Source organism: Mesorhizobium sp. W050, assembly GCF_054719535.1.
Genome location: NZ_JBTTIH010000001.1, coordinates 2543472 through 2562313, shown reverse-complemented (window position 1 = coordinate 2562313; position 18842 = coordinate 2543472). Strand labels below are relative to the sequence as shown.

At 62.7% G+C, this 18842-nt stretch carries 23 protein-coding genes; 13 read left to right on the top strand and 10 right to left on the bottom strand.

The genetic code is table 11. The features are described from left to right. Positions 1-12: 12 nt before the first annotated feature. From uvrA to ACYG9Y_RS12430, 5 genes are all read right to left on the bottom strand, one after another. A complete protein-coding gene (gene uvrA / locus ACYG9Y_RS12450; RefSeq protein WP_023739983.1) occupies positions 13-2934 on the bottom strand; it encodes an excinuclease ABC subunit UvrA in 2922 nt (973 codons plus the stop codon). Between the two features lie 782 nt (positions 2935-3716). Further along, positions 3717-3938 carry a hypothetical protein gene (locus tag ACYG9Y_RS12445; protein WP_032891865.1) on the bottom strand — a complete coding sequence of 74 codons (222 nt, stop codon included), beginning with the start codon at positions 3936-3938 and terminating at the stop codon, positions 3717-3719. Positions 3939-4084: 146 nt separating this feature from the next. After that, complete coding sequence (locus ACYG9Y_RS12440; RefSeq protein ID WP_023734315.1) at positions 4085-4693, bottom strand: ATP-dependent Clp protease proteolytic subunit; 609 nt, start codon at positions 4691-4693, stop codon at positions 4085-4087. Between the two features lie 29 nt (positions 4694-4722). After that, positions 4723-5190 carry an SRPBCC family protein gene (locus ACYG9Y_RS12435; protein ID WP_023739982.1) on the bottom strand — a complete coding sequence of 156 codons (468 nt, stop codon included), beginning with the start codon at positions 5188-5190 and terminating at the stop codon, positions 4723-4725. After that, positions 5187-5501 carry an ArsR/SmtB family transcription factor gene (locus ACYG9Y_RS12430; RefSeq protein ID WP_023670944.1) on the bottom strand — a complete coding sequence of 105 codons (315 nt, stop codon included), beginning with the start codon at positions 5499-5501 and terminating at the stop codon, positions 5187-5189. The genes ACYG9Y_RS12435 and ACYG9Y_RS12430 overlap by 4 nt, the downstream gene beginning before the upstream one ends. 133 nt (positions 5502-5634) lie before the next feature. On the opposite strand from ACYG9Y_RS12430, the gene ACYG9Y_RS12425 reads away from it, so the two are divergent. The 4 genes from ACYG9Y_RS12425 to ACYG9Y_RS12410 all read left to right on the top strand — a co-directional run bounded on the left by ACYG9Y_RS12425 (position 5635) and on the right by ACYG9Y_RS12410 (position 7661). Then, complete coding sequence (locus ACYG9Y_RS12425; protein ID WP_023715843.1) at positions 5635-6129, top strand: hypothetical protein; 495 nt, start codon at positions 5635-5637, stop codon at positions 6127-6129. 116 nt (positions 6130-6245) lie between these two features. Further along, complete coding sequence (gene ssb, locus ACYG9Y_RS12420; protein ID WP_023715842.1) at positions 6246-6776, top strand: single-stranded DNA-binding protein; 531 nt, start codon at positions 6246-6248, stop codon at positions 6774-6776. A gap of 37 nt (positions 6777-6813) precedes the next feature. After that, complete coding sequence (locus ACYG9Y_RS12415) at positions 6814-7212, top strand: DUF2306 domain-containing protein (RefSeq protein WP_023726685.1); 399 nt, start codon at positions 6814-6816, stop codon at positions 7210-7212. A gap of 23 nt (positions 7213-7235) precedes the next feature. Further along, positions 7236-7661, top strand: coding sequence for an OsmC family protein (locus ACYG9Y_RS12410; protein WP_023706191.1), 426 nt, complete (start codon positions 7236-7238; stop codon positions 7659-7661). Positions 7662-7671: 10 nt separating this feature from the next. Here ACYG9Y_RS12410 and ACYG9Y_RS12405 read toward each other — a convergent pair whose 3' ends face one another. The 3 genes from ACYG9Y_RS12405 to ACYG9Y_RS12395 all read right to left on the bottom strand — a co-directional run bounded on the left by ACYG9Y_RS12405 (position 7672) and on the right by ACYG9Y_RS12395 (position 9356). Next, on the bottom strand, positions 7672-8301 hold the full coding sequence (locus ACYG9Y_RS12405; RefSeq protein WP_023670949.1) for a MarC family protein: 630 nt from the start codon (positions 8299-8301) through the stop codon (positions 7672-7674). Between the two features lie 106 nt (positions 8302-8407). Continuing rightward, complete coding sequence (locus ACYG9Y_RS12400) at positions 8408-8785, bottom strand: VOC family protein (RefSeq protein ID WP_023715840.1); 378 nt, start codon at positions 8783-8785, stop codon at positions 8408-8410. 34 nt (positions 8786-8819) lie between these two features. Continuing rightward, positions 8820-9356 carry a hypothetical protein gene (locus ACYG9Y_RS12395; RefSeq protein ID WP_023706193.1) on the bottom strand — a complete coding sequence of 179 codons (537 nt, stop codon included), beginning with the start codon at positions 9354-9356 and terminating at the stop codon, positions 8820-8822. A gap of 87 nt (positions 9357-9443) precedes the next feature. Between ACYG9Y_RS12395 and ACYG9Y_RS12390 the strand changes: the two genes are divergently transcribed. Beyond that, positions 9444-10295, top strand: coding sequence for a helix-turn-helix transcriptional regulator (locus ACYG9Y_RS12390; RefSeq protein WP_023739981.1), 852 nt, complete (start codon positions 9444-9446; stop codon positions 10293-10295). 222 nt (positions 10296-10517) lie between these two features. Further along, positions 10518-13307, top strand: coding sequence for a DNA gyrase subunit A (gyrA, locus tag ACYG9Y_RS12385; protein ID WP_023696506.1), 2790 nt, complete (start codon positions 10518-10520; stop codon positions 13305-13307). A 56-nt stretch (positions 13308-13363) separates the two neighbouring features. Here gyrA and ACYG9Y_RS12380 read toward each other — a convergent pair whose 3' ends face one another. Continuing rightward, positions 13364-13510 carry a hypothetical protein gene (locus ACYG9Y_RS12380; protein ID WP_023712381.1) on the bottom strand — a complete coding sequence of 49 codons (147 nt, stop codon included), beginning with the start codon at positions 13508-13510 and terminating at the stop codon, positions 13364-13366. 194 nt (positions 13511-13704) lie between these two features. On the opposite strand from ACYG9Y_RS12380, the gene coaD reads away from it, so the two are divergent. From coaD to tgt, 7 genes are all read left to right on the top strand, one after another. Next, positions 13705-14205, top strand: a complete 501-nt coding sequence (coaD, locus tag ACYG9Y_RS12375; protein ID WP_023696507.1) for a pantetheine-phosphate adenylyltransferase — start codon at positions 13705-13707, stop codon at positions 14203-14205. Positions 14206-14373: 168 nt separating this feature from the next. Then, positions 14374-14868 (top strand): peptidylprolyl isomerase, encoded by a 495-nt coding sequence (locus ACYG9Y_RS12370; protein WP_245260490.1) that lies wholly within the window; start codon positions 14374-14376, stop codon positions 14866-14868. A 43-nt stretch (positions 14869-14911) separates the two neighbouring features. After that, positions 14912-15424 carry a peptidylprolyl isomerase gene (locus ACYG9Y_RS12365; protein ID WP_023670956.1) on the top strand — a complete coding sequence of 171 codons (513 nt, stop codon included), beginning with the start codon at positions 14912-14914 and terminating at the stop codon, positions 15422-15424. Between the two features lie 12 nt (positions 15425-15436). Then, positions 15437-15886 (top strand): DMT family transporter, encoded by a 450-nt coding sequence (locus tag ACYG9Y_RS12360; protein ID WP_023684639.1) that lies wholly within the window; start codon positions 15437-15439, stop codon positions 15884-15886. Beyond that, entirely contained in the window at positions 15886-16974 is a 1089-nt protein-coding gene (gene queA, locus ACYG9Y_RS12355; RefSeq protein WP_023712379.1) for a tRNA preQ1(34) S-adenosylmethionine ribosyltransferase-isomerase QueA, read from the top strand. The genes ACYG9Y_RS12360 and queA overlap by 1 nt, the downstream gene beginning before the upstream one ends. Beyond that, positions 16964-17233 carry a hypothetical protein gene (locus tag ACYG9Y_RS12350; protein WP_023684641.1) on the top strand — a complete coding sequence of 90 codons (270 nt, stop codon included), beginning with the start codon at positions 16964-16966 and terminating at the stop codon, positions 17231-17233. Before queA ends, ACYG9Y_RS12350 begins: the two co-directional genes overlap by 11 nt. Continuing rightward, the gene (tgt, locus tag ACYG9Y_RS12345) at positions 17226-18356 is read left to right on the top strand and encodes a tRNA guanosine(34) transglycosylase Tgt (RefSeq protein WP_023712378.1); all 1131 of its coding nucleotides are present in this window, start codon (positions 17226-17228) and stop codon (positions 18354-18356) included. The genes ACYG9Y_RS12350 and tgt overlap by 8 nt, the downstream gene beginning before the upstream one ends. A 7-nt stretch (positions 18357-18363) precedes the next feature. Here the strand turns inward: tgt and ACYG9Y_RS12340 are convergent, their stop codons facing one another. Beyond that, on the bottom strand, positions 18364-18786 hold the full coding sequence (locus ACYG9Y_RS12340; protein WP_023670961.1) for a DUF4864 domain-containing protein: 423 nt from the start codon (positions 18784-18786) through the stop codon (positions 18364-18366). Positions 18787-18842: the final 56 nt, after the last annotated feature.

Below are 18842 nucleotides of genomic sequence, written 5' to 3'. Positions count from 1 at the left end.
CCGGTCTGCCAGTCACTCCGCCGCTTCGCGCTTGCCTCCGGGCCGCCGCTCCAAAAGCTCCTTCAGGAAGTGGCCGGTGTAGCTGCGCTTTTCGCGCACGATGGCTTCCGGTGTGCCCTGTGCAACCAGTTCGCCGCCGCCATCGCCGCCTTCGGGGCCGAGGTCGAGCACCCAGTCGGCGGTCTTGATGACTTCGAGATTATGCTCGATGACCACCACCGTGTTGCCCTGGTCGACCAGCTCGTGCAGCACTTCCAGCAATTTGGCGACGTCGTGAAAGTGCAGGCCGGTGGTCGGCTCGTCGAGGATGTAGAGCGTCTTGCCGGTCGCCTTGCGCGACAATTCCTTGGCGAGCTTGATGCGCTGCGCCTCGCCGCCCGACAGCGTCGTCGCCTGCTGGCCGATATGGATGTAGCCGAGGCCGACCTGCTTCAGCGTCTCCAACTTGTCGCGCACCCCGGGCACGGCGGCAAAGAAATCGACGCCTTCCTCGACCGTCATGTCCAGGACGTCGGCGATCGACTTGCCCTTGAACAGGACGTCGAGCGTCTCGCGGTTGTAGCGCTTGCCGTGGCAGACGTCGCACGTGACGTAGACGTCGGGCAGGAAGTGCATCTCGATCTTGATGACGCCGTCGCCCTGGCAGGCCTCGCAGCGGCCGCCCTTCACGTTGAAGGAGAAGCGGCCCGGCTGATAGCCGCGGGCCTTGGCCTCGGGCAACCCGGCAAACCAGTCGCGGATCGGTGTGAAGGCGCCGGTGTAGGTGGCCGGGTTCGAACGCGGTGTGCGGCCGATCGGCGACTGGTCGATGTCGATGACCTTGTCGAGGAATTCGAGGCCCTCGATGCGGTCGTGATCGGCCGGATGCTCGCGCGAGCCCATGATGCGGCGCGACGCCGCCTTGAACAGCGTCTCGATCAGGAAGGTCGATTTGCCGCCGCCAGACACGCCGGTGACGGCGGTGAAGGTGCCGAGCGGGATTTCGGCAGTGACGTTCTTGAGATTGTTGCCGCGCGCGCCGACGATCTTCAGCCGGCGGTTTTTCTTGGCCTCGCGCCTGACACCGGGCGTGGCGACTTCGAGCGCGCCCGACAGATATTTACCGGTGATCGAGTTGGGATTGGCCATCACCTGCTGCGGCGTGCCCTGGGCGATGATCTCGCCGCCATGAATGCCGGCGGCCGGACCCATGTCGACGACATAATCGGCATGCAGGATGGCGTCCTCGTCATGCTCGACGACGATCACCGTGTTGCCGATGTCGCGCAGATGCTTGAGCGTGTCGAGCAGGCGGGCATTATCGCGCTGGTGCAGGCCGATCGACGGCTCATCCAGCACATAGAGCACGCCAGTGAGGCCGGAGCCGATCTGCGACGCCAGACGAATGCGCTGGCTCTCGCCGCCCGACAGCGTGCCGGAATTGCGCGACAGCGTCAGATAGTCGAGGCCGACATCGTTGAGGAAGCGCAGGCGGTCACGGATTTCCTTGAGAACGCGCACCGCGATCTCGTTCTGCTGGTCGTTGAGATGTGGCGGCAGTTCGGTGAACCACTGGTCGGCCTTGCGGATCGACAGCTCTGTGACTTCGCCGATATGCTTGCCGGCGATCTTCACCGCCAGCGCTTCCGGCTTCAGCCGGTATCCCTTGCAGACCGGGCAGGGCGTCGCCGACATGAAGCGCTCGATCTCCTCGCGCATCCAGGCGGATTCGGTTTCCTTCCACCGCCGTTCGAGATTGGGAATGACGCCCTCGAACGTCTTGGTGGTCTTGTAGGAGCGCAGGCCGTCATCATATTGGAAGGTGACCTCGCGCTCGCCGGTGCCACGCAGGACGGCATCCTTTGCCTCTTCGGTCAGGTCTTTGAACTTGTCGCCGAGCTTGAAGCCATAGGCTTTGCCCAGCGCTTCCAGCGTCTGGGCGTAATAGGGTGAGGTCGACTTCGCCCACGGGCTGACGGCGCCGTCGCGCAGCGAGACGTTTTCGTCCGGCACGATCAGGCTGGCGTCGATGGCGCGCTGGTTGCCGAGGCCGTCGCAGGTCGGGCAGGCGCCGAACGGGTTGTTGAACGAGAACAGCCTGGGCTCGATCTCCGGAATGGTGAAGCCGGAAACCGGGCAGGCGAATTTTTCCGAGAACAGGATGCGCTCATGCGTCTCGTTCTTCGATTTGTTGACCGAGTCCTCGCCGGTCTGGCTGGCGTCGAGCGGCCGGTCGGCGAACTCGGCCACCGCCAGCCCTTCCGCCAGCTTGAGCGCCGTTTCGATGGAATCGGCAAGCCGTGTCGCCAGGTCGCCGCGCACGACGATGCGGTCGACGACGACATCGATGTCGTGCTTGTACTTCTTGTCCAACGCCGGCACATCGGCGATCTCATAGAAGACGCCGTCGACCTTGACGCGCTGAAAGCCCTTCTTCTGCAGCTCCAGCAGTTCCTTGCGATACTCACCCTTGCGGCCGCGCACGATCGGCGCCAGCAGGAAAAGGCGCGTGCCTTCCTCGACCGCCAGCACCCGGTCGACCATCTGTGAAACCGTCTGGCTCTCGATCGGCAGGCCGGTCGCCGGCGAATAGGGGATGCCGACGCGCGCGAACAGCAAGCGCATGTAGTCGTAGATCTCAGTGACGGTGCCGACCGTCGAACGCGGGTTCTTCGACGTGGTCTTCTGCTCGATCGAGATGGCCGGCGACAGGCCGTCGATCTGGTCGACATCCGGCTTCTGCATCATTTCGAGGAACTGGCGCGCATAAGCCGACAGGCTCTCGACGTAACGGCGCTGGCCCTCGGCATAGATGGTGTCGAAAGCAAGCGACGATTTGCCGGAGCCCGACAGGCCGGTCATGACGATCAGGCTGTCACGCGGCAGGTCGAGATCGACATTCTTTAGGTTGTGTTCGCGTGCCCCGCGAATGGAAAGGTATTTATGGTCGGCCATCGCCGGTCGCCGCCTCAGGTCTGGTGTCAGTGGGATCGGCGGGTTTTCCCGGCCATTCCCTATGTAGGTATTTTTGCCGCCACGTCGAGAGACGCCACACTTCTCGACCAAAGCCGTTTAACCGTCTTTCGCGCGAACGGGCAAGCGGAAAGAACAAAGACCGAACACGCTCCTGACAAAGCTGTGCAGAAACTGACAAGGGTGTTTCAGAAACTGACCCTGACGTAAGCTCCCGACGATCACATTTTCCGTAACCGGCTATTCAAGGTTGACGCCGTCAAATCAGGGGCGCACTCTGCCGGAGTCAACGGAGCCGGCCGTCTTTGATGGCCTCGCCGCCCATAGCGGCCTGCGAGACGCCGCAGGTTTTTGCGATTTGTGCTTCGGATTGACACCAGTCGCAACGGACATAGGAGCGGAGCATGACGCCACCGGATAGTCCCTTGAGGCTCCACCTGCTAGTGGAGCCGCGGCGGGCATAAGTGCCAGGTAGTTTCAAGGCATTGGAGTGTATGCGTCCAAACGAACGCATCGCGTCAGTCCAACAAACCACCAGACAAACCGTGACCTGCCGAATCCCACAAAAATCAGAGACGGCTAGTCGGATCGTCGGCTGAATGCCGCGAAGCATCCGAAATCAAAGTCGGTATAACACTACCGGCAGTTTGGATTTGGAATCCAAAAAAAGCCCCGACCGTTAGCGGAAGCAACGGCGGGGCTGTTCTTTTGTGAGGAAGTCGTCGGCGCAGGCTTTCTCTCCCGTATAGTAATTGGAAAAGGGGCTACCGGCGCGGCGGCTTGATCCCACCCGTGCCGACATCGACAGTGATGCTGCCGGAAATCCTGACATCGGTGTCGCCGATCTTGAACGTGCCGTTCTCGCCGGCAGGCAGCGCGTCGTCCGGCTCCGGCTGCGGCGCGGGCTTGGCGATGCGGTAGTCGCCGGTCACGCCGGGCAGGGCGCCTTTCCGCGACGTGCTGGTGCTGCCCCCGGCAAAGGCCATGCTCGACGTCGCCGCCGTGATGGCAATGGCTATGGTCAGTCTGTTCAGGTGGTAGCGCATGGCAAGACTATAGTGCCGCGCTCAAGGCGAGGCCAGACCAGCGGCGTTGAAATTGAGGGAACACCGGCCTGCATTCAATCCGCCGATCAGGCCGCCGCCTTTTTGCGGGTGTCGAACACATGGTCGACGAGGCCCCACTCCTTGGCCTCCTTGGCGGTCATGAAGAAATCGCGGTCGAGCGTGCGTTCGACCTCTTCATAGGTGCGGCCGCAATGCTGCGCATACAGTTCCGTCATGTGCCGTTTGGTGCGCAAAATGCCTTCGGCATGGCGCTGGATGTCGGAGGCCTGGCCCTGGAAGCCGCCCAGAGGCTGGTGCAGCACGATGCTGGCGTTGGGGAGCGCGATGCGCCGGCCCGGCGTTCCCGCCATCAGCAGGAACGAGGCCATCGAGGCGGCAAAGCCCATGCACACCGTCGATACCGGGCAACTGACAAATTGCATCGTGTCGTAGATGGCGAAGCCGCTGGTCACCACGCCGCCCGGCGAGTTGATGTAAAGCGAGATCTCCTTGTCGGGGTTTTCGGATTCCAGCGACAGGAGCTGGGCGCAGACCAGCGCCGACATGCCGTCATTGATCTCGCCATTGACGAAGATGATGCGCTCGCGCAGCAGCCGCGAGAAAATGTCGAAGGCGCGTTCGCCGCGGCTCGATTGCTCGATCACCATCGGCACCAGATTGGCAAAGCCGCTCATCTCATTGTCTCCGTTTTGATTTTTCCGGTTCAGGCAGCGCACAGCAACAGGCGTGGCGCGTTGGCGGCGACAGGCGGTTTGGGCTTGTATGCGCGCAGCGAGAGCCGGCAGCCGGCGCCGGCCATCGCAACCGCAGGCGTCAGGACAAACCCGTCATGGACGATGCGCAGATGCGTGCCGCCGGAAACGGTGCGGGCGAGTGTGAAGGTGACGATGCTCTCCAGCTCCTCGCGGTTGGCGTCGCCGGAACGCTCGCGCCAGGAATAGCGCAGCAGGCGCCCCGGTTCGGCATCGAGCACTTCGCACTCGATCGGCTTCTCAGGCCCGGCAAAGGCAAAGCGGCTGCCGGTTTCCGGATTGATGTCGTTCGGCATCATCCATTCCGCCAAGAGGTCCGGCACGGTCAGTGCCCGCCACACTTTTTCCGGTGCGTCCGGCAGATCGCATTCGAAGGCGAGGGCATCCTTGGCGGTCTGCGTCTGCTTTTCGTCGGTCATTGGTCCATGTCCTTCAAAACGGCCTTCAGTCTTTCGATGCGCTCCGGCCAGAATGCGCGGTAGCGTTCGATCCAGCCGAGCAGCGGCTCGAGCCCTTGCGGATCGGCGCGATAGTAGGCGTTGCGGCCGGCGCGTCTTTCGCTGACCAGGCCTGCGCCGCGCAGCACGGCAAGGTGCTGCGACACCGCCGGCTGCGACACGCTCATGCCGGTGCGCAACTCCGACACGCTCATCTCGCCGGAAGTCAGCCGCTCGTAGACGGCGCGTCGCGTCGGGTCGGCCAGGGCGCGAAAAATCTCTGCTTCGATCATGGCAAAAGCATAAGTCGATACTTATCGATTTGGCAAGGGGTGTTTTGAATGCCGCGTATTGATTGGATCCTGCCGGGCCTCTAAGCCGTGGGGAACAAGATGGGCCGATCATCGCGAGGCAGGAGTAGTATTTATGAATTCCAACGTCGATCTTTCGTCCGCCGAGAACCTCAACGAGGCTCTGAGGCTCTATCGCCGCCTCGTACTCGGTATAGGAGCGATCGCCGTCATCGGTTTCGTGGCCGTGATCTTGTTGGCCAAGCTGGGTACGGCGCTATCCCCGCCATACGGGATTTACATCTTCGGCGAAGGATTGGGGACCTGGGGCCTGATCGCGGTGGTAGCGGCGCTCGTCGCTCAGGTGTGGTGGCACGGGCGCGCGATCGGGAAATTGCTGAATGACCCGGCTCTGAAATCTGAACCTGCAGTCGGGCTGATGTCGGCGCCAACCGTGATCGCACAGCGCGCCCATGCATGGGCATGGAGTGGAGCGGCTTTTCCGGTCCGTTGCCACCAGCTAAAAAACGGCGCTGACGACACCGCTTCTCGCCCCTGCGTGTCAGCTAAATCCACGCGCCCGCGTCGGCGATTGCTGCCATTCCTTGACAATCCGTGGTTAACAGTATAGGAACGAAAAGGGAACAAAAACCTTGTGGGAAAAGCCAGCCGCGGCAAGCCAGGATTGTGCGCGGCCTGTAAGGTGAACGACTTGAAATTTGTTTCGGATGAGCACGGAGAAGTGTCATGGCGGGTAGCGTCAACAAGGTCATTCTGGTCGGTAACCTCGGCGCGGACCCTGAAATCCGCCGCCTGAATTCCGGTGATCCGGTCGTCAACATCCGCATCGCCACGTCGGAAAGCTGGCGCGACAAGAACTCCGGCGAGCGCAAGGAAAAGACCGAATGGCACAACGTGGTCATTTTCAATGACCAGATCGCCAAGGTCGCCGAGCAGTACCTGAAGAAGGGCATGAAGGTTTACGTCGAAGGCCAGCTGCAGACACGCAAATGGCAAGACCAGACCGGCGCCGACAAGTACACGACCGAGGTCGTGCTGCAGAAATTCCGCGGCGAGCTGCAGATGCTCGATTCTCGCGGCGAGGGCGGCGGTCAGGTCGGCAACTATGCCGGCGGCGGCGCGAGCCGTGGCTCGGATTTCGGCCAGTCTGGCCCCAATGAGAGCTTCAACCGCGGCGGCAATAGCGGTGGCGGCGGTTCCAAGGGCGGCGGTGGCGGCGGCTCGTCGCGCGAACTGGACGACGAAATCCCGTTCTGAGCTGACGATAGTCAGCGATATCTGAGGAGAGGGTGCGATGTCGCTCGGACCGCTTCTATCGGCGCGCCCTCCCATTCCATGGCACGCCTTCGCGGCCCTTGCCGCGCTGGCCGTTGGCGCTACGCAACTGGCGCTGCCGAAAGGCACGACGCGTCATCGTGTCGTCGGCTATGCCTGGGCGGCGCTGATGATGGTCGTCGCCATCTCCAGTTTCTGGATCCAGCAGATACGCCTCGTCGGTCCGTTCAGCCCGATCCATCTCTTGTCGATTTTAGTGTTGATCGCCGTGCCGCTTGCGGTCTGGCACGCGCATATGCATCGGGTCGCCAAACATCGCAGGGTGATGATATCGCTGTATGTTTTCGCCCTGATCGGCGCCGGCGTGTTCACGCTGCTGCCGGGGCGGATCATGCACACGGTCGTCTTCGGCCAGTGACGCTTTCTGAAAGGAAGATTGCCGTGAAAGCACGGATTAAATGGGTCGAGGAGCGCACCTTCGTCGGCGAGTCCGGCAGCGGCCACAAACTGGTGCTGGGGACCGCCCCCGGGCCGGAAGGCAAGACGCCAGGTCCGAGCCCGATGGAGCTGGTGCTGATCGGCACCGGCGGCTGCTCGGCCTATGATGTCGTCCACATCCTCGAAAAAGGCCGCGAGGCGATCGAGGACTGTGTTGTAGAACTCGACGCCGACCGGGCCGAAACCGACCCCAAAGTCTTCACCCGCATCCATATGCATTTCATCGTCACGGGCCACGCGCTGTCGCGCGACAAGGTCCAGCGCGCCATCAACCTGTCGATCGAGAAATACTGCTCGGCCTCGGCCATGCTGGCCAAGACGGCTGTCATCACTCACGATTTCGAGGTCGTCGATACGGCGGTGGAGTAGGGGCTGCCGCTTACCCCGCCATCAGCGCCTTGATGCCATCCGCGACGAACTGAACCGCAAGCGCGGCCAGGATGACGCCGAGCAGGCGGGTGAGGATCGAGCGGCCGGTCTGGCCGAGGATGCGGTCGATGCGCTCCGACAGCACGAACACCAGATAGGTGATGGCAAGGCAGACGAAGATGATGCCGACCAGCGCCGCTTGTGCTGCAAAACCCTGAAACGAGCCCGACAGTAGCACAGTCGCCGAAATCGCACCGGGGCCGGCGATCAGCGGGATCGCCAGCGGGAAGGCCGCGATGTTGTGGATCATGTCCTTGGTGATGGCGACGTCGCCGATCTTCTCCTTGCGGTCCTGGCGGCGCTCAAACACCATTTCGAAAGCGATGAAGAACAGCAAAAACCCGCCGGCGACACGGAAAGCCGGCAGCGTGATGCCGAACACCGACAGGATGGACGCCCCGGCCACCGCAAACAACGCCATCACGAGGAAGCCGATGATCGAGGCGCGCACCGAAACCTGCTGACGTTCCTCGCGGTTCATGCCGCGTGTCACCGCGAGGAAGAGCGGCGCGAGACCTGGCGGGTCGATGGTCACCAGAATGGTGACGAAGGCGTTGAACAGGCTGTCGAAACTCGGCATCGCTGACCCCTCCCGCCGGGCCGGACCCCTGCGCCACCATAGTGGTAGAGCAAAGCCCGACCGGTGGGAACCGTCTGACATGGCGATACCGGAGACGGCATCAGTGTTAGGCGGCAGCGTTGCAATAGGCCTCCCGGCGATAGCCGTCGGGATCGACGACGAAGGCAGCGTAATAGTTCTCGCCATATTCGGCGCGCAGGCCCGGCGCGCCATTGTCGCTGCCGCCTGCACGCAAGGCGGCGGCATGGAAGGCGACGACACTCTGCCTCGTCGGCGCGGCAAAGCAGAAATGCAGACCGGACTTCTCGTCCGATGGCACTGGCCGCTCCGCGTCGTTCACCCACAGCGCGACGGCTTGCGCACCATAACCCAGTGAGCCTGGCGACTGGCTGAGGCAGGAATAACCGAGCGGCTTTAGCGCGGCATCGTAGAAGGGCTTCGAAACGTTGGTGTCGCGGACGCCGATCGAGACATGGTCAAGCATGCTTTTGGTCACCTTTTTGCAATATGTTGCGTCATCAGTCGTGGGCGACGCGGCGCGCCAGGAACTCGACTTCGAGACGCCATGTCTTGCCATCGTCGTGCGAACGCTCGCCGAGCCAGCGGAAGCTGTCTTTCGTGATGCGCGAAAAGCTCCAGCGGACCGAGGAACCAGTGCCGTCGGCGCCGACCTGCACAATCGTGTCGCCTTCGGCGCGACCAAGCTGGCGGCTGTAGTATTGGTTGCGCGGGTCGCTCCAGAAGATGTGCCAGGCATCCGAGCCGGGATCATAGGCCCGCAGCGTTGTGCCATAGAAAGTCCATTTGCCGAGAGAAGGCGAGGGGCCGGCATCCCGCGCGGGCAGGATCCATACATCCTGGATCGCCCTGCCTTCCAGGACCCAGCCGAAATGCACCTCGCCGCGTCCGGTGAGAACCGTGCCGTCCTCGAGATGGCGCGTGGCATCGAATGTCCAGGCGCCGACGAAGCGGCCGTAGAGATCAAGCTTGTCAGCCAGACCGGGGTTGGGGCCGTCGCTGTGGAGCGCTTCGGCAAAGGAGGATGTACCGATCATACTTGCTGCCTTCGTTGTGTCAGGAGGCTGCAAGCGATAGGCCCCGGCAGGGTGTCGCGCTTGGGAAAAATTGCTATCTTTCAAGCCATGACGACGAGCGAACAAAACCTGGCATCGGGGCAGGGCTGGCATGTGTCCGACGTGCTGTGCACGGCCGGCGCCGGCGACCGCCCGTTCGAGGAGGCGCACGACACCTTCTGCGTTGCCGCTGTCACCAGCGGCACCTTCCGCTACCGCACCAGGCAAGGCGCCGCCATGCTGGCGCCGGGCGCAATCCTGCTAGGCAATGTCGGCGCCTGCTATGAATGCGGGCATGAGCATGGCGCCGGCGACCGTTGCCTGTCCTTCCACTTCGCTCCGGCCTATCTCGACCGCATCGCCAGCGACGTGCCCGGCGCGAGCAAGCTCGCCTTCGGCGTGCCGCATATGCCGCCTTTGCCGGCGCTCGCATCGCTGCTGGCCGAGGCGGAAGCGGCGCGCGAGATGGTCGACATCGACGCCTTTGAAGAGCTTGGCCTGCGAATTGCCGGTGCAGCACTGGCAGTTGCCGGCGCAGCACTGCCCGTCGCCAGCGATGCGGTGCCTGGCGTTCGACCGCCGAGCCGCCGCGACCAGAAACGGGTTGCCGAGGCGGTGCGGCAGATCGAGCTCAATGCCGACAGGCCGGTCTCGCTTTCCGAGCTTGCCTGCGCGACGGCGACCAGCCCGTATCATTTCCTGCGCACCTTCCGGCAGGTCGCCGGCATGACGCCCTATCAGTTTCTGCTGAGAACCCGGCTGCACCGCGCGGCGGTGCGGCTGCGCATGTCAGGCGATGCCATCTCGGCAATCGCCTTCGAGGCCGGTTTCAACGATTTGTCGACGTTCAACCGCCGTTTCCGGCGCGTCATGGGCGAAACGCCCGGCGACTATCGCGCCCGGCGGATGGCTACCCGCTAATGCGTCCGCCTGCCTCCTGATACGTTCTGGCTTGGAAAACTGTCCTTCGCAGGCTTTTGCCCCTGGCGGCGGCGAATGCGTTATGGCCAAATCGTCGCAATCAGAGGTATCCATTTGAATTTACCGCTGAAATCGTCATTGGAAAAGCACCACGAATATTGGAGTTTCGGCCGTGCTTCCTATATAAGCGGTCAATGATTCCTGATTAGATTGTGATCCGATTTGACCGACCAAAAACCCCCGCGCGGCGCCGACGGCGGCCCCACCGGCATCGAGCCCATCTCCATCATCGAGGAGATGCAGAGCTCCTACCTCTCTTATGCCATGAGCGTGATCGTCAGCCGTGCGCTGCCCGATGTGCGCGACGGCCTGAAGCCGGTGCACCGCCGCATTCTCTATGCGGCGCATGAGAGCGGCTATCACTGGAACCGCAAATATGTGAAGTCGGCCCGCCCGGTCGCCGACGTGATGGGTAAATACCATCCGCATGGCGACGCCTCGATCTACGACGCCTTAGTGCGCATGGCGCAGGACTGGTCGCTGCGCGTTCCGCTGATCGACGGGCAGGGTAATTTCGGCTCCATCGACGGCGATCCGCCGGCGGCGATGCGCTACACCGAATCGCGGCTGACCAAGGTCGCACATGAGCTGCTGGAGGACATCGACAAGGAAACCGTCGATTTCCAGGAGACTTATGACGCCTCCGACACCGAGCCGAAGGTGCTGCCGGCTCGCTTCCCCAACCTTCTGGTCAACGGTTCCGGCGGCATTGCCGTCGGCATGGCCACCAATATTCCGCCGCATAATCTGGCCGAGATCTGCAACGGCGCCATCGCCATCATCGACAATCCGGCGATCGATTTGCCGGCGCTGATGGAGATCATTCCGGGTCCCGATTTCCCGACCGGCGGCATCGTGCTCGGCCGTTCCGGCATCTACAGCGCCTATGCGACGGGTCGTGGCTCCATCGTCATGCGCGGCAAGGTCAATGTCGAGCAGCGCGGCAACGACCGTGAATCGATCATCATCACGGAAGTCCCGTACCAGGTGAACAAGGCCTCGATGATCGAGAAAATGGCCGAGCTGGTGCGCGACAAGCGCATCGAAGGCATTTCCGACATTCGCGACGAAAGCGACCGCCAGGGCTACCGCGTCGTCATCGAGCTGAAGCGCGACGCTGTCGCCGACGTCATTCTCAACCAGCTTTACCGCTTCACGCCGCTGCAAACCTCCTTCGGCGCCAATATGGTGGCGCTGAACGGCGGCAAGCCGGAAGTGATGAACCTGACCGACATGCTGAAGGCGTTTGTCAGCTTCCGCGAAGAGGTGATTAGCCGGCGCACGAAATTCCTGCTGCGCAAGGCGCGCGACCGCGCCCACGTGCTGGTCGGCCTCGCCATCGCCGTCGCCAACATCGACGAAGTGATCAAGCTGATCCGCACCGCGCCCGATCCGCAGACGGCGCGCGAGCAGTTGATGGAGCGGCGCTGGCCCTCCGGGGACGTGGAGTCATTGATTCTGCTTATCGACGATCCGCGCCATCGCATCAATGAGGATGGCACCTACAACCTCTCCGAGGAACAGGCGCGCGCAATCCTCGAACTGCGCCTGCAGCGCCTGACCGCGCTCGGCCGTGACGAAATCGCCGACGAGCTGAACACGATCGGCGACGAGATCAAGGATTACCTCGACATTCTGTCGTCCCGCGCCCGCATCCAGCAGATCGTCAAGGACGAGCTTGCCGCCGTGCGCGACGAGTTCGGCACGCCGCGCCGCACCGAGCTCACCGACGGCGGCGCCGACATGGAAGACGAGGACCTGATCCAGCGCGAGGACATGGTCGTCACCGTCAGCCATTCCGGCTACATCAAGCGCGTGCCGCTGTCGCTCTACCGGGCGCAACGCCGCGGCGGCAAGGGCCGCTCCGGTATGTCGACCAAGGAAGAGGATTTCGTCACCCGGCTGTTTGTGGCCAACACGCATACGCCGGTGCTGTTCTTCTCCTCGCGCGGCATCGTCTACAAGGAAAAGGTCTGGCGGCTGCCAATCGGCAATCCGCAGTCGCGCGGCAAGGCGCTGATCAACATGCTGCCGCTGGAGCAGGGCGAGCGCATCACCACCATCATGCCGCTGCCCGAGGACGAGACCAGCTGGGGCGAACTCGACGTCATGTTCGCCACCACGCGCGGCACCGTGCGCCGCAACAAGCTGTCCGAATTCGTCCAGGTCAACCGCAATGGCAAGATCGCCATGAAGCTGGAGGAGGAGGGCGACGAGATTCTCGGCGTCGAGACCTGCACAGACAATGACGATGTGCTTTTGACCGCCAGCTCCGGCCAGTGCATCCGCTTCCGCGTTGGCGATGTGCGCGTCTTCCAGAGCCGCAATTCGGTCGGCGTGCGCGGCATAAGCATGGCCGAGACCGACCGCATCATCTCCATGTCGGTCATCGAGCATGTCGATGCTTCACCGGCGGAACGCTCCGCCTACCTCAAGCGGGCAGCACTGGAGCGGCGGCTTGCCGCCGAGGTGACCGGCGAGGAAGAAGAGATTGCACTCACCAATGAGGAGATTGGCGAGGAGACTGAGCTTTCCGACAGCCGTTACGAAGAGCTCAAGGCGCATGAGCAGTATGTGCTGACGGTGACCGAATATGGCTACGGCAAGCGCTCGTCATCCTACGATTTCCGCCTGACCGGACGCGGCGGCAAAGGCATCCGCGCCACCGACGTGTCGAAGGTGGCCGAGATCGGCCAGCTGGTGGCGACTTTCCCGGTCGGCAATGACGACCAGATCATGCTGGTTTCGGATGGCGGCACGGTCATCCGGGTGCCGGTCAACGGTATCCGTTTCGCCAGCCGCGCGACCAAGGGCGTGACCATCTTCAACACCGCCGAAGGCGAGAAGGTGGTTTCGGTCGAACGGATTTCGGAGCCGCAGGCCGACGAGGATGTCGAAGAGGGTGTCATTGAGGCCGGCGCCGGAGATGCCGTACCGGACAGCACCGAATAGGTTTGAGCAACAACGCCGGCCCGATGGGCCGGCGCAAACAAGAAACTAGCAATAAATCAGGGGCGATGGTGGGGCCAGCGAGCGCCGAAACCTTCGAACCGCTTTGTGCGGACACGGACGCGCTCTGCCTCGCTATGCAATCCGAATGCGGTGGCGATCAGCATGGCGACGGTCATTGCGGTGGCGAGCATGTAGATCAGCATGTGCGTGTTCTCCTGCGCCTATCCAACGGTTAGATCGGGTTTTGGTTTCATCTTCCGAAGTGCAAACTAGCGAACGCGGCGTGAAGTCTTCGTGATCAAGGCATTCATCTGTCGTTCATGTCTGCGAAAAGGTTCACGCAGATGTTCCCAATCGCATTTGCCTTCCGCCCAATGCCCCGCTAGAAGCACCTCCCATGACCGATCGCATCGCCCTTTATGCCGGCTCCTTCGACCCGCTGACCAACGGCCATCTCGATGTGCTGAAGGCATCGCTGGCTGTCGCCGACACGGTATATGCGGCGATCGGCACCCATCCCGGCAAGACGCCGCTGTTTTCCTTCGACGAACGGGTGAAGCTGATCGAGGCCGCGACGAACGCCGAATTCGGCCGCGACGGAGCCCGGATCAAGGTCGTCGCCTTTGACGGGCTGGTCATCGACGCGGCCCGCAAGCATGGCGCCTCGATCATGATCCGCGGCCTGCGCGACGGCACCGATCTCGATTACGAGATGCAGATGGCCGGCATGAACGAGACCATGGCGCCGGAACTGCAGACGGTTTTTCTGCCCGCCAGTCCATCGGTACGCACCATTACCGCCACACTTGTGCGCCAGATAGCCTCGATGGGCGGAGACATCCGTCCCTTCGTACCGGCCGCCGTTGCCGGCGCGCTCACCGCCAAATTCGCGAAATAGTGCATGTCGCCCAAAAGTGGATGCCGGTTTTGGGGCAACGACATGCACCCTAACAAAGACCTTCGGAGATCCCTTATGCAGCTGAAAAAGCTCGCCTCGTTCCTCGTCGTGCTTGCCGGTCTCGTGACCGCATCCGTTTCGGCCTTCGCCGCCGAACCGGAAAACACCATGGTCATCACCTTGAAGAACGGCGACGTCACCGTCGCGCTACGCCCCGACCTGGCACCCAAGCATGTCGCCCAGATCAAGAAGCTGGTGCGCGAAGGCGCTTATAACGATGTCGCATTCCACCGCGTCATCAACGGCTTTATGGCGCAGACCGGCGACGTCAAGTTCGGCAACATGAAGAAGGGGTTCAGCCCCGAGGCCGTCGGCACCGGCGGTTCAGACCTGCCCGACCTGCCGGCGGAATTCTCGCAGAGCGAACATTTTAAGCGCGGCACGCTCGGTATGGCCCGTTCGCAGGACCCGAACTCCGCCAATTCGCAGTTCTTCATCATGTTCGCGCCGGCGCCGAACCTCGATGGCCAGTACACCATCGTCGGCAATGTCGTCAGCGGCATAGAGCTGGTGGACAACATCAAGAAGGGCAACGAGGCGGACAACGGCACGGTCAGTGAGCCCGACCGCATGATCAAGGTACGCATCGCCGCCGACAAGTAAACCTATCAAATCATTCTGTTTTCTGAGATAAAGGATATCCGACATGGCTGAGATCAAGGACCGCGAAAACGCGCTCATCCTGGAAACGACCAAGGGCAAGGTCGTCATTGAACTGTTCCCCGACCTGGCCCCGGGCCACGTCGCCCGGATCAAGGAACTGGCCCGCGAAGGCGCCTATGACGGCGTGGTTTTCCACCGCGTCATCGAAGGCTTCATGGCGCAGACCGGTGACGTCAAGTTCGGCAATTCGACCAAGCCCACTTTTGCCCCCTCCCGCGCGGGCATGGGCGGCTCGGAAAAGCCGGACCTGAAGGCTGAGTTCTCCAACGCCAACCATGGTCGCGGCACCTGCTCGATGGCCCGTTCGCAGAACCCGAACTCGGCCAATTCGCAGTTCTTCATCTGCTTCGACGATGCCGCTTTCCTCAACCGCCAGTACACGGTCTGGGGCCAGGTCATCGAAGGCATGGACAATGTCGACAAGATCAAGCGCGGCGAGCCGGTGGTCGATCCCGACAAGATCGTGTCGCTGAAGGTCGCGGCCGACGTCAGGTAAGGACAAACGAAGATGATGGGCTTGGTCTGGTCGCTGCTCGGCATCCTGTCAGGCGCCTTCATCGCCGTCCAGGCGCCGATCAACTCGCAGCTGGCGCGCGGCCTGGGGCTCCCGGTCGCGGCTGCTGCGTTTTCGTTCCTGTCGGGCGCGATCGTGCTTGGTATCATCTCCATTGCCGTTGTGCGGCTGCAGGACATCTCGCTCGACTGGAAGGCGCCGGCGCCTTGGCTGTTCATCGCCGGCGGCATGCTCGGCGGTTTCTATGTTACCCTGTCAACCATTCTTACGCCGCGCATTGGTGCAGCCGCGTTGATGGCGTTCCTGGTTGCCGGCCAGTTGCTGGCCGGCATGCTGATCGATCGCGTCGGCTTTCTCGGCGTGGCGGTGCGCGAGATTTCGCTCGGCCGCATCGCCGGCGCGGTGCTGCTGTTGGCCGGAGCGCTGCTCGTCCGGCTCTACTGATGCGCGTCGATCTCTTCGACTTCGACCTGCCGGAGGAGCGCATCGCGCTGCGCCCGGCCGAGCCGCGCGACAGCGCCAGAATGCTGGTGGTCAGGCCAGGCGAAGACTTTGCGGACCGCGCGGTGCGCGACCTTCCGTCCTTGCTCAGAACGGGCGACGTGCTGGTCTTCAACGACACCAAGGTCATTCCTGCCCAGTTGAGAGGCATCAGGCGGCGCGGCGAAGCGCAGGCGCAGGTCGACGCCACGCTGCATATGCGCATGGCGCCGGACCGCTGGCTGGCCTTCATGCGGCCGGGCAAGCGCATCGCCGCCGGCGACCGCATCCATTTCGGCCATGACGGCAATTCCTGTTTTCTCGGCCAACTCGACGCCACGGTCATCGAGAAGGGCGACGCCGGCGAGGCGTTGCTCGGCTTCGACCTCTCCGGCCCATTTCTCGACGAAGCGCTGCGCGCCGTCGGCCACATCCCGCTGCCCCCCTATATCGCCTCCAAGCGCGACGACGACGCACGCGACCTGACGGATTACCAGACAATCTATGCCAAGGAGGAGGGCGCAGTCGCTGCCCCCACCGCAGGCCTGCATTTTACGCCGGAGCTGTTTGCCGCGCTGGATGCAAAAGGCATCGAACGCCGCTTCGTCACCTTGCATGTCGGCGCCGGCACCTTCCTGCCGGTCAAGGCGGACGACACCGCTGACCACAAGATGCATGCCGAGACCGGCTCGGTCAGCGAAGCAACAGCCGACGCTCTGAATGGCGCCAAGGCGCGGGGCGGGCGCATCATCGCTGTCGGCACGACCTCGCTGCGCCTGCTGGAGAGCGCGGCACGGCCTGATGGCTCGCTGACCGCCTGGTCCGGCCCGACCGACATCTTCATCACGCCGGGCTATCGCTTCCGCACCGCCGATCTGCTGATGACCAATTTCCATCTGCCGCGTTCGACGCTGTTCATGCTGGTTTCGGCCTTCAGCGGCCTAGATACGATGCGTGCGGCCTATGCTCATGCCATCGGGAACAATTACAGGTTCTATTCCTACGGAGATGCAAGCCTGCTTTATCGAGCGGAGATGAGCGATGGACGATGATCTGCAAGCCTTTGATCGCGAGAGCCTGATCGCCGAAGTGAAGAAACTCCGTGCCGGCATACGCCAGCATCGAGATTCTACCGGCCATGATTTATGCTGGCATCATCCCAACCTGTGGGACCTGCTGCCGGAAAAGACCGATCCATCGATTGCCGTGCCGCCATGGCCGAAATTCATGCGCGGCTGCATCCAATACCGCCAGTCGCTCGACAGGCAGGCGCCAGGCGCGCCTGTCCATGACAAGGAATTCAATGGCTGAGACATTCACCTTCAAGATCCTCGCCACCGACGGCAAGGCGCGGCGCGGTTCCATCACCATGCCGCGCGGCGAAATCCGCACGCCGGCCTTCATGCCGGTCGGCACCGGCGGCACGGTCAAGGCCATGTATATGGACCAGGTGCGCGGCGTCGGCGCCGACATCATCCTGGGCAATACCTATCATCTGATGCTGCGCCCCGGCGCCGAGCGCGTGGCGCGGCTTGGTGGGTTGCATGAATTCGCCCGCTGGCCGCAGCCGATCCTGACCGACAGTGGCGGTTTTCAGGTCATGTCGCTGTCGAAGCTCAGAAAATTGACCGAGAAGGGCGTCACCTTTCGCTCGCACATTGACGGCGCTGCCTACGAGATGTCGCCGGAGCGCTCGATCGAGATCCAGGGCCTGCTCGATTCCGACATCCAGATGCAGCTCGACGAATGCACAGCGCTGCCGGCCGACCTCAAGCAGATCGAGCGCGCGATGGAGCTGTCGCTGCGCTGGGCCGAGCGCTGCAAGACAGCGTTCGGCGATCAGCCCGGCAAGGCGATGTTCGGCATCGTCCAGGGTGGCGACAACGCAGCTCTCAGGGTGCGTTCGGCGCAGGCGCTGAGCGCGATGGAGCTGAAGGGCTATGCGGTCGGCGGCCTGGCCGTCGGCGAACCGCAAGCGGTGATGCTGGATATGCTGGAGATCACCTGTCCGGAATTGCCTGACAACAAGCCTCGATATCTCATGGGCGTCGGCACGCCGGACGACATCGTGAAATCGGTGGCGCGCGGCATCGACATGTTCGACTGCGTGATGCCGACCCGCGCCGGCCGCCATGGCCTGGCCTATACCAGGCGCGGCAAGGTCAATCTCAGGAATGCCCGCCACGCGGACGATCCGCGGCCGCTGGATGAGGAGAGCGACTGCCCGGCCGCGCGCGACTACTCACGCGCCTATCTGCACCATCTCGTGCGCTCGCAAGAGGCGCTGGGGGCGATGCTTCTGACCTGGAACAACCTGTCCTACTATCAGAAGCTGATGCAGGACATTCGCGCCGCGATCGAGGCCCGGGCCTTTGAGGCGCGCACGGCTGAGATTTCCGAGGCATGGGCGAGGGGTGATAGTCCGGTGCTGTAGCCGGGCCTCAGGTACTGAGCGAATTCGCTGCGCGCAAGCTGCAGCCGGTGATCTGAAAGCTGCCGTCGGGCTGCTGTTCCAGCGTGTAGACCGCCTCATAGTCCTTGCCGTCGGGTCCGACGATCAGCACTTGCTGGATTAGCGAAGTTGGCCCCATCTGCTCGACCTTGCCGAAGGAATAGCTCTGCGGCTGGCGCACCGGCGGATAGCCGTTGGTCACCATGTTCATGAAGGTGTCGACGGTCGGAAAGATGCGCTTCACATTCGGAGCGGCGAAACTGTACGCCTTGGCGCCATCATTGGCGATGAGTGCCTTCAACTGACCATCGATGACGGCCTGGCCGGCCTTGACTTCCGCATCACCGGCAAGGGCTGCCGAGACGAACAACGCGAACAGCAATGAAACGACTGCGAATGCGATGCGGCGCATGGCCTGTCTCCATTGTCCCCCAACAAAACCTGTCCCGGGACGCATCATACCATACG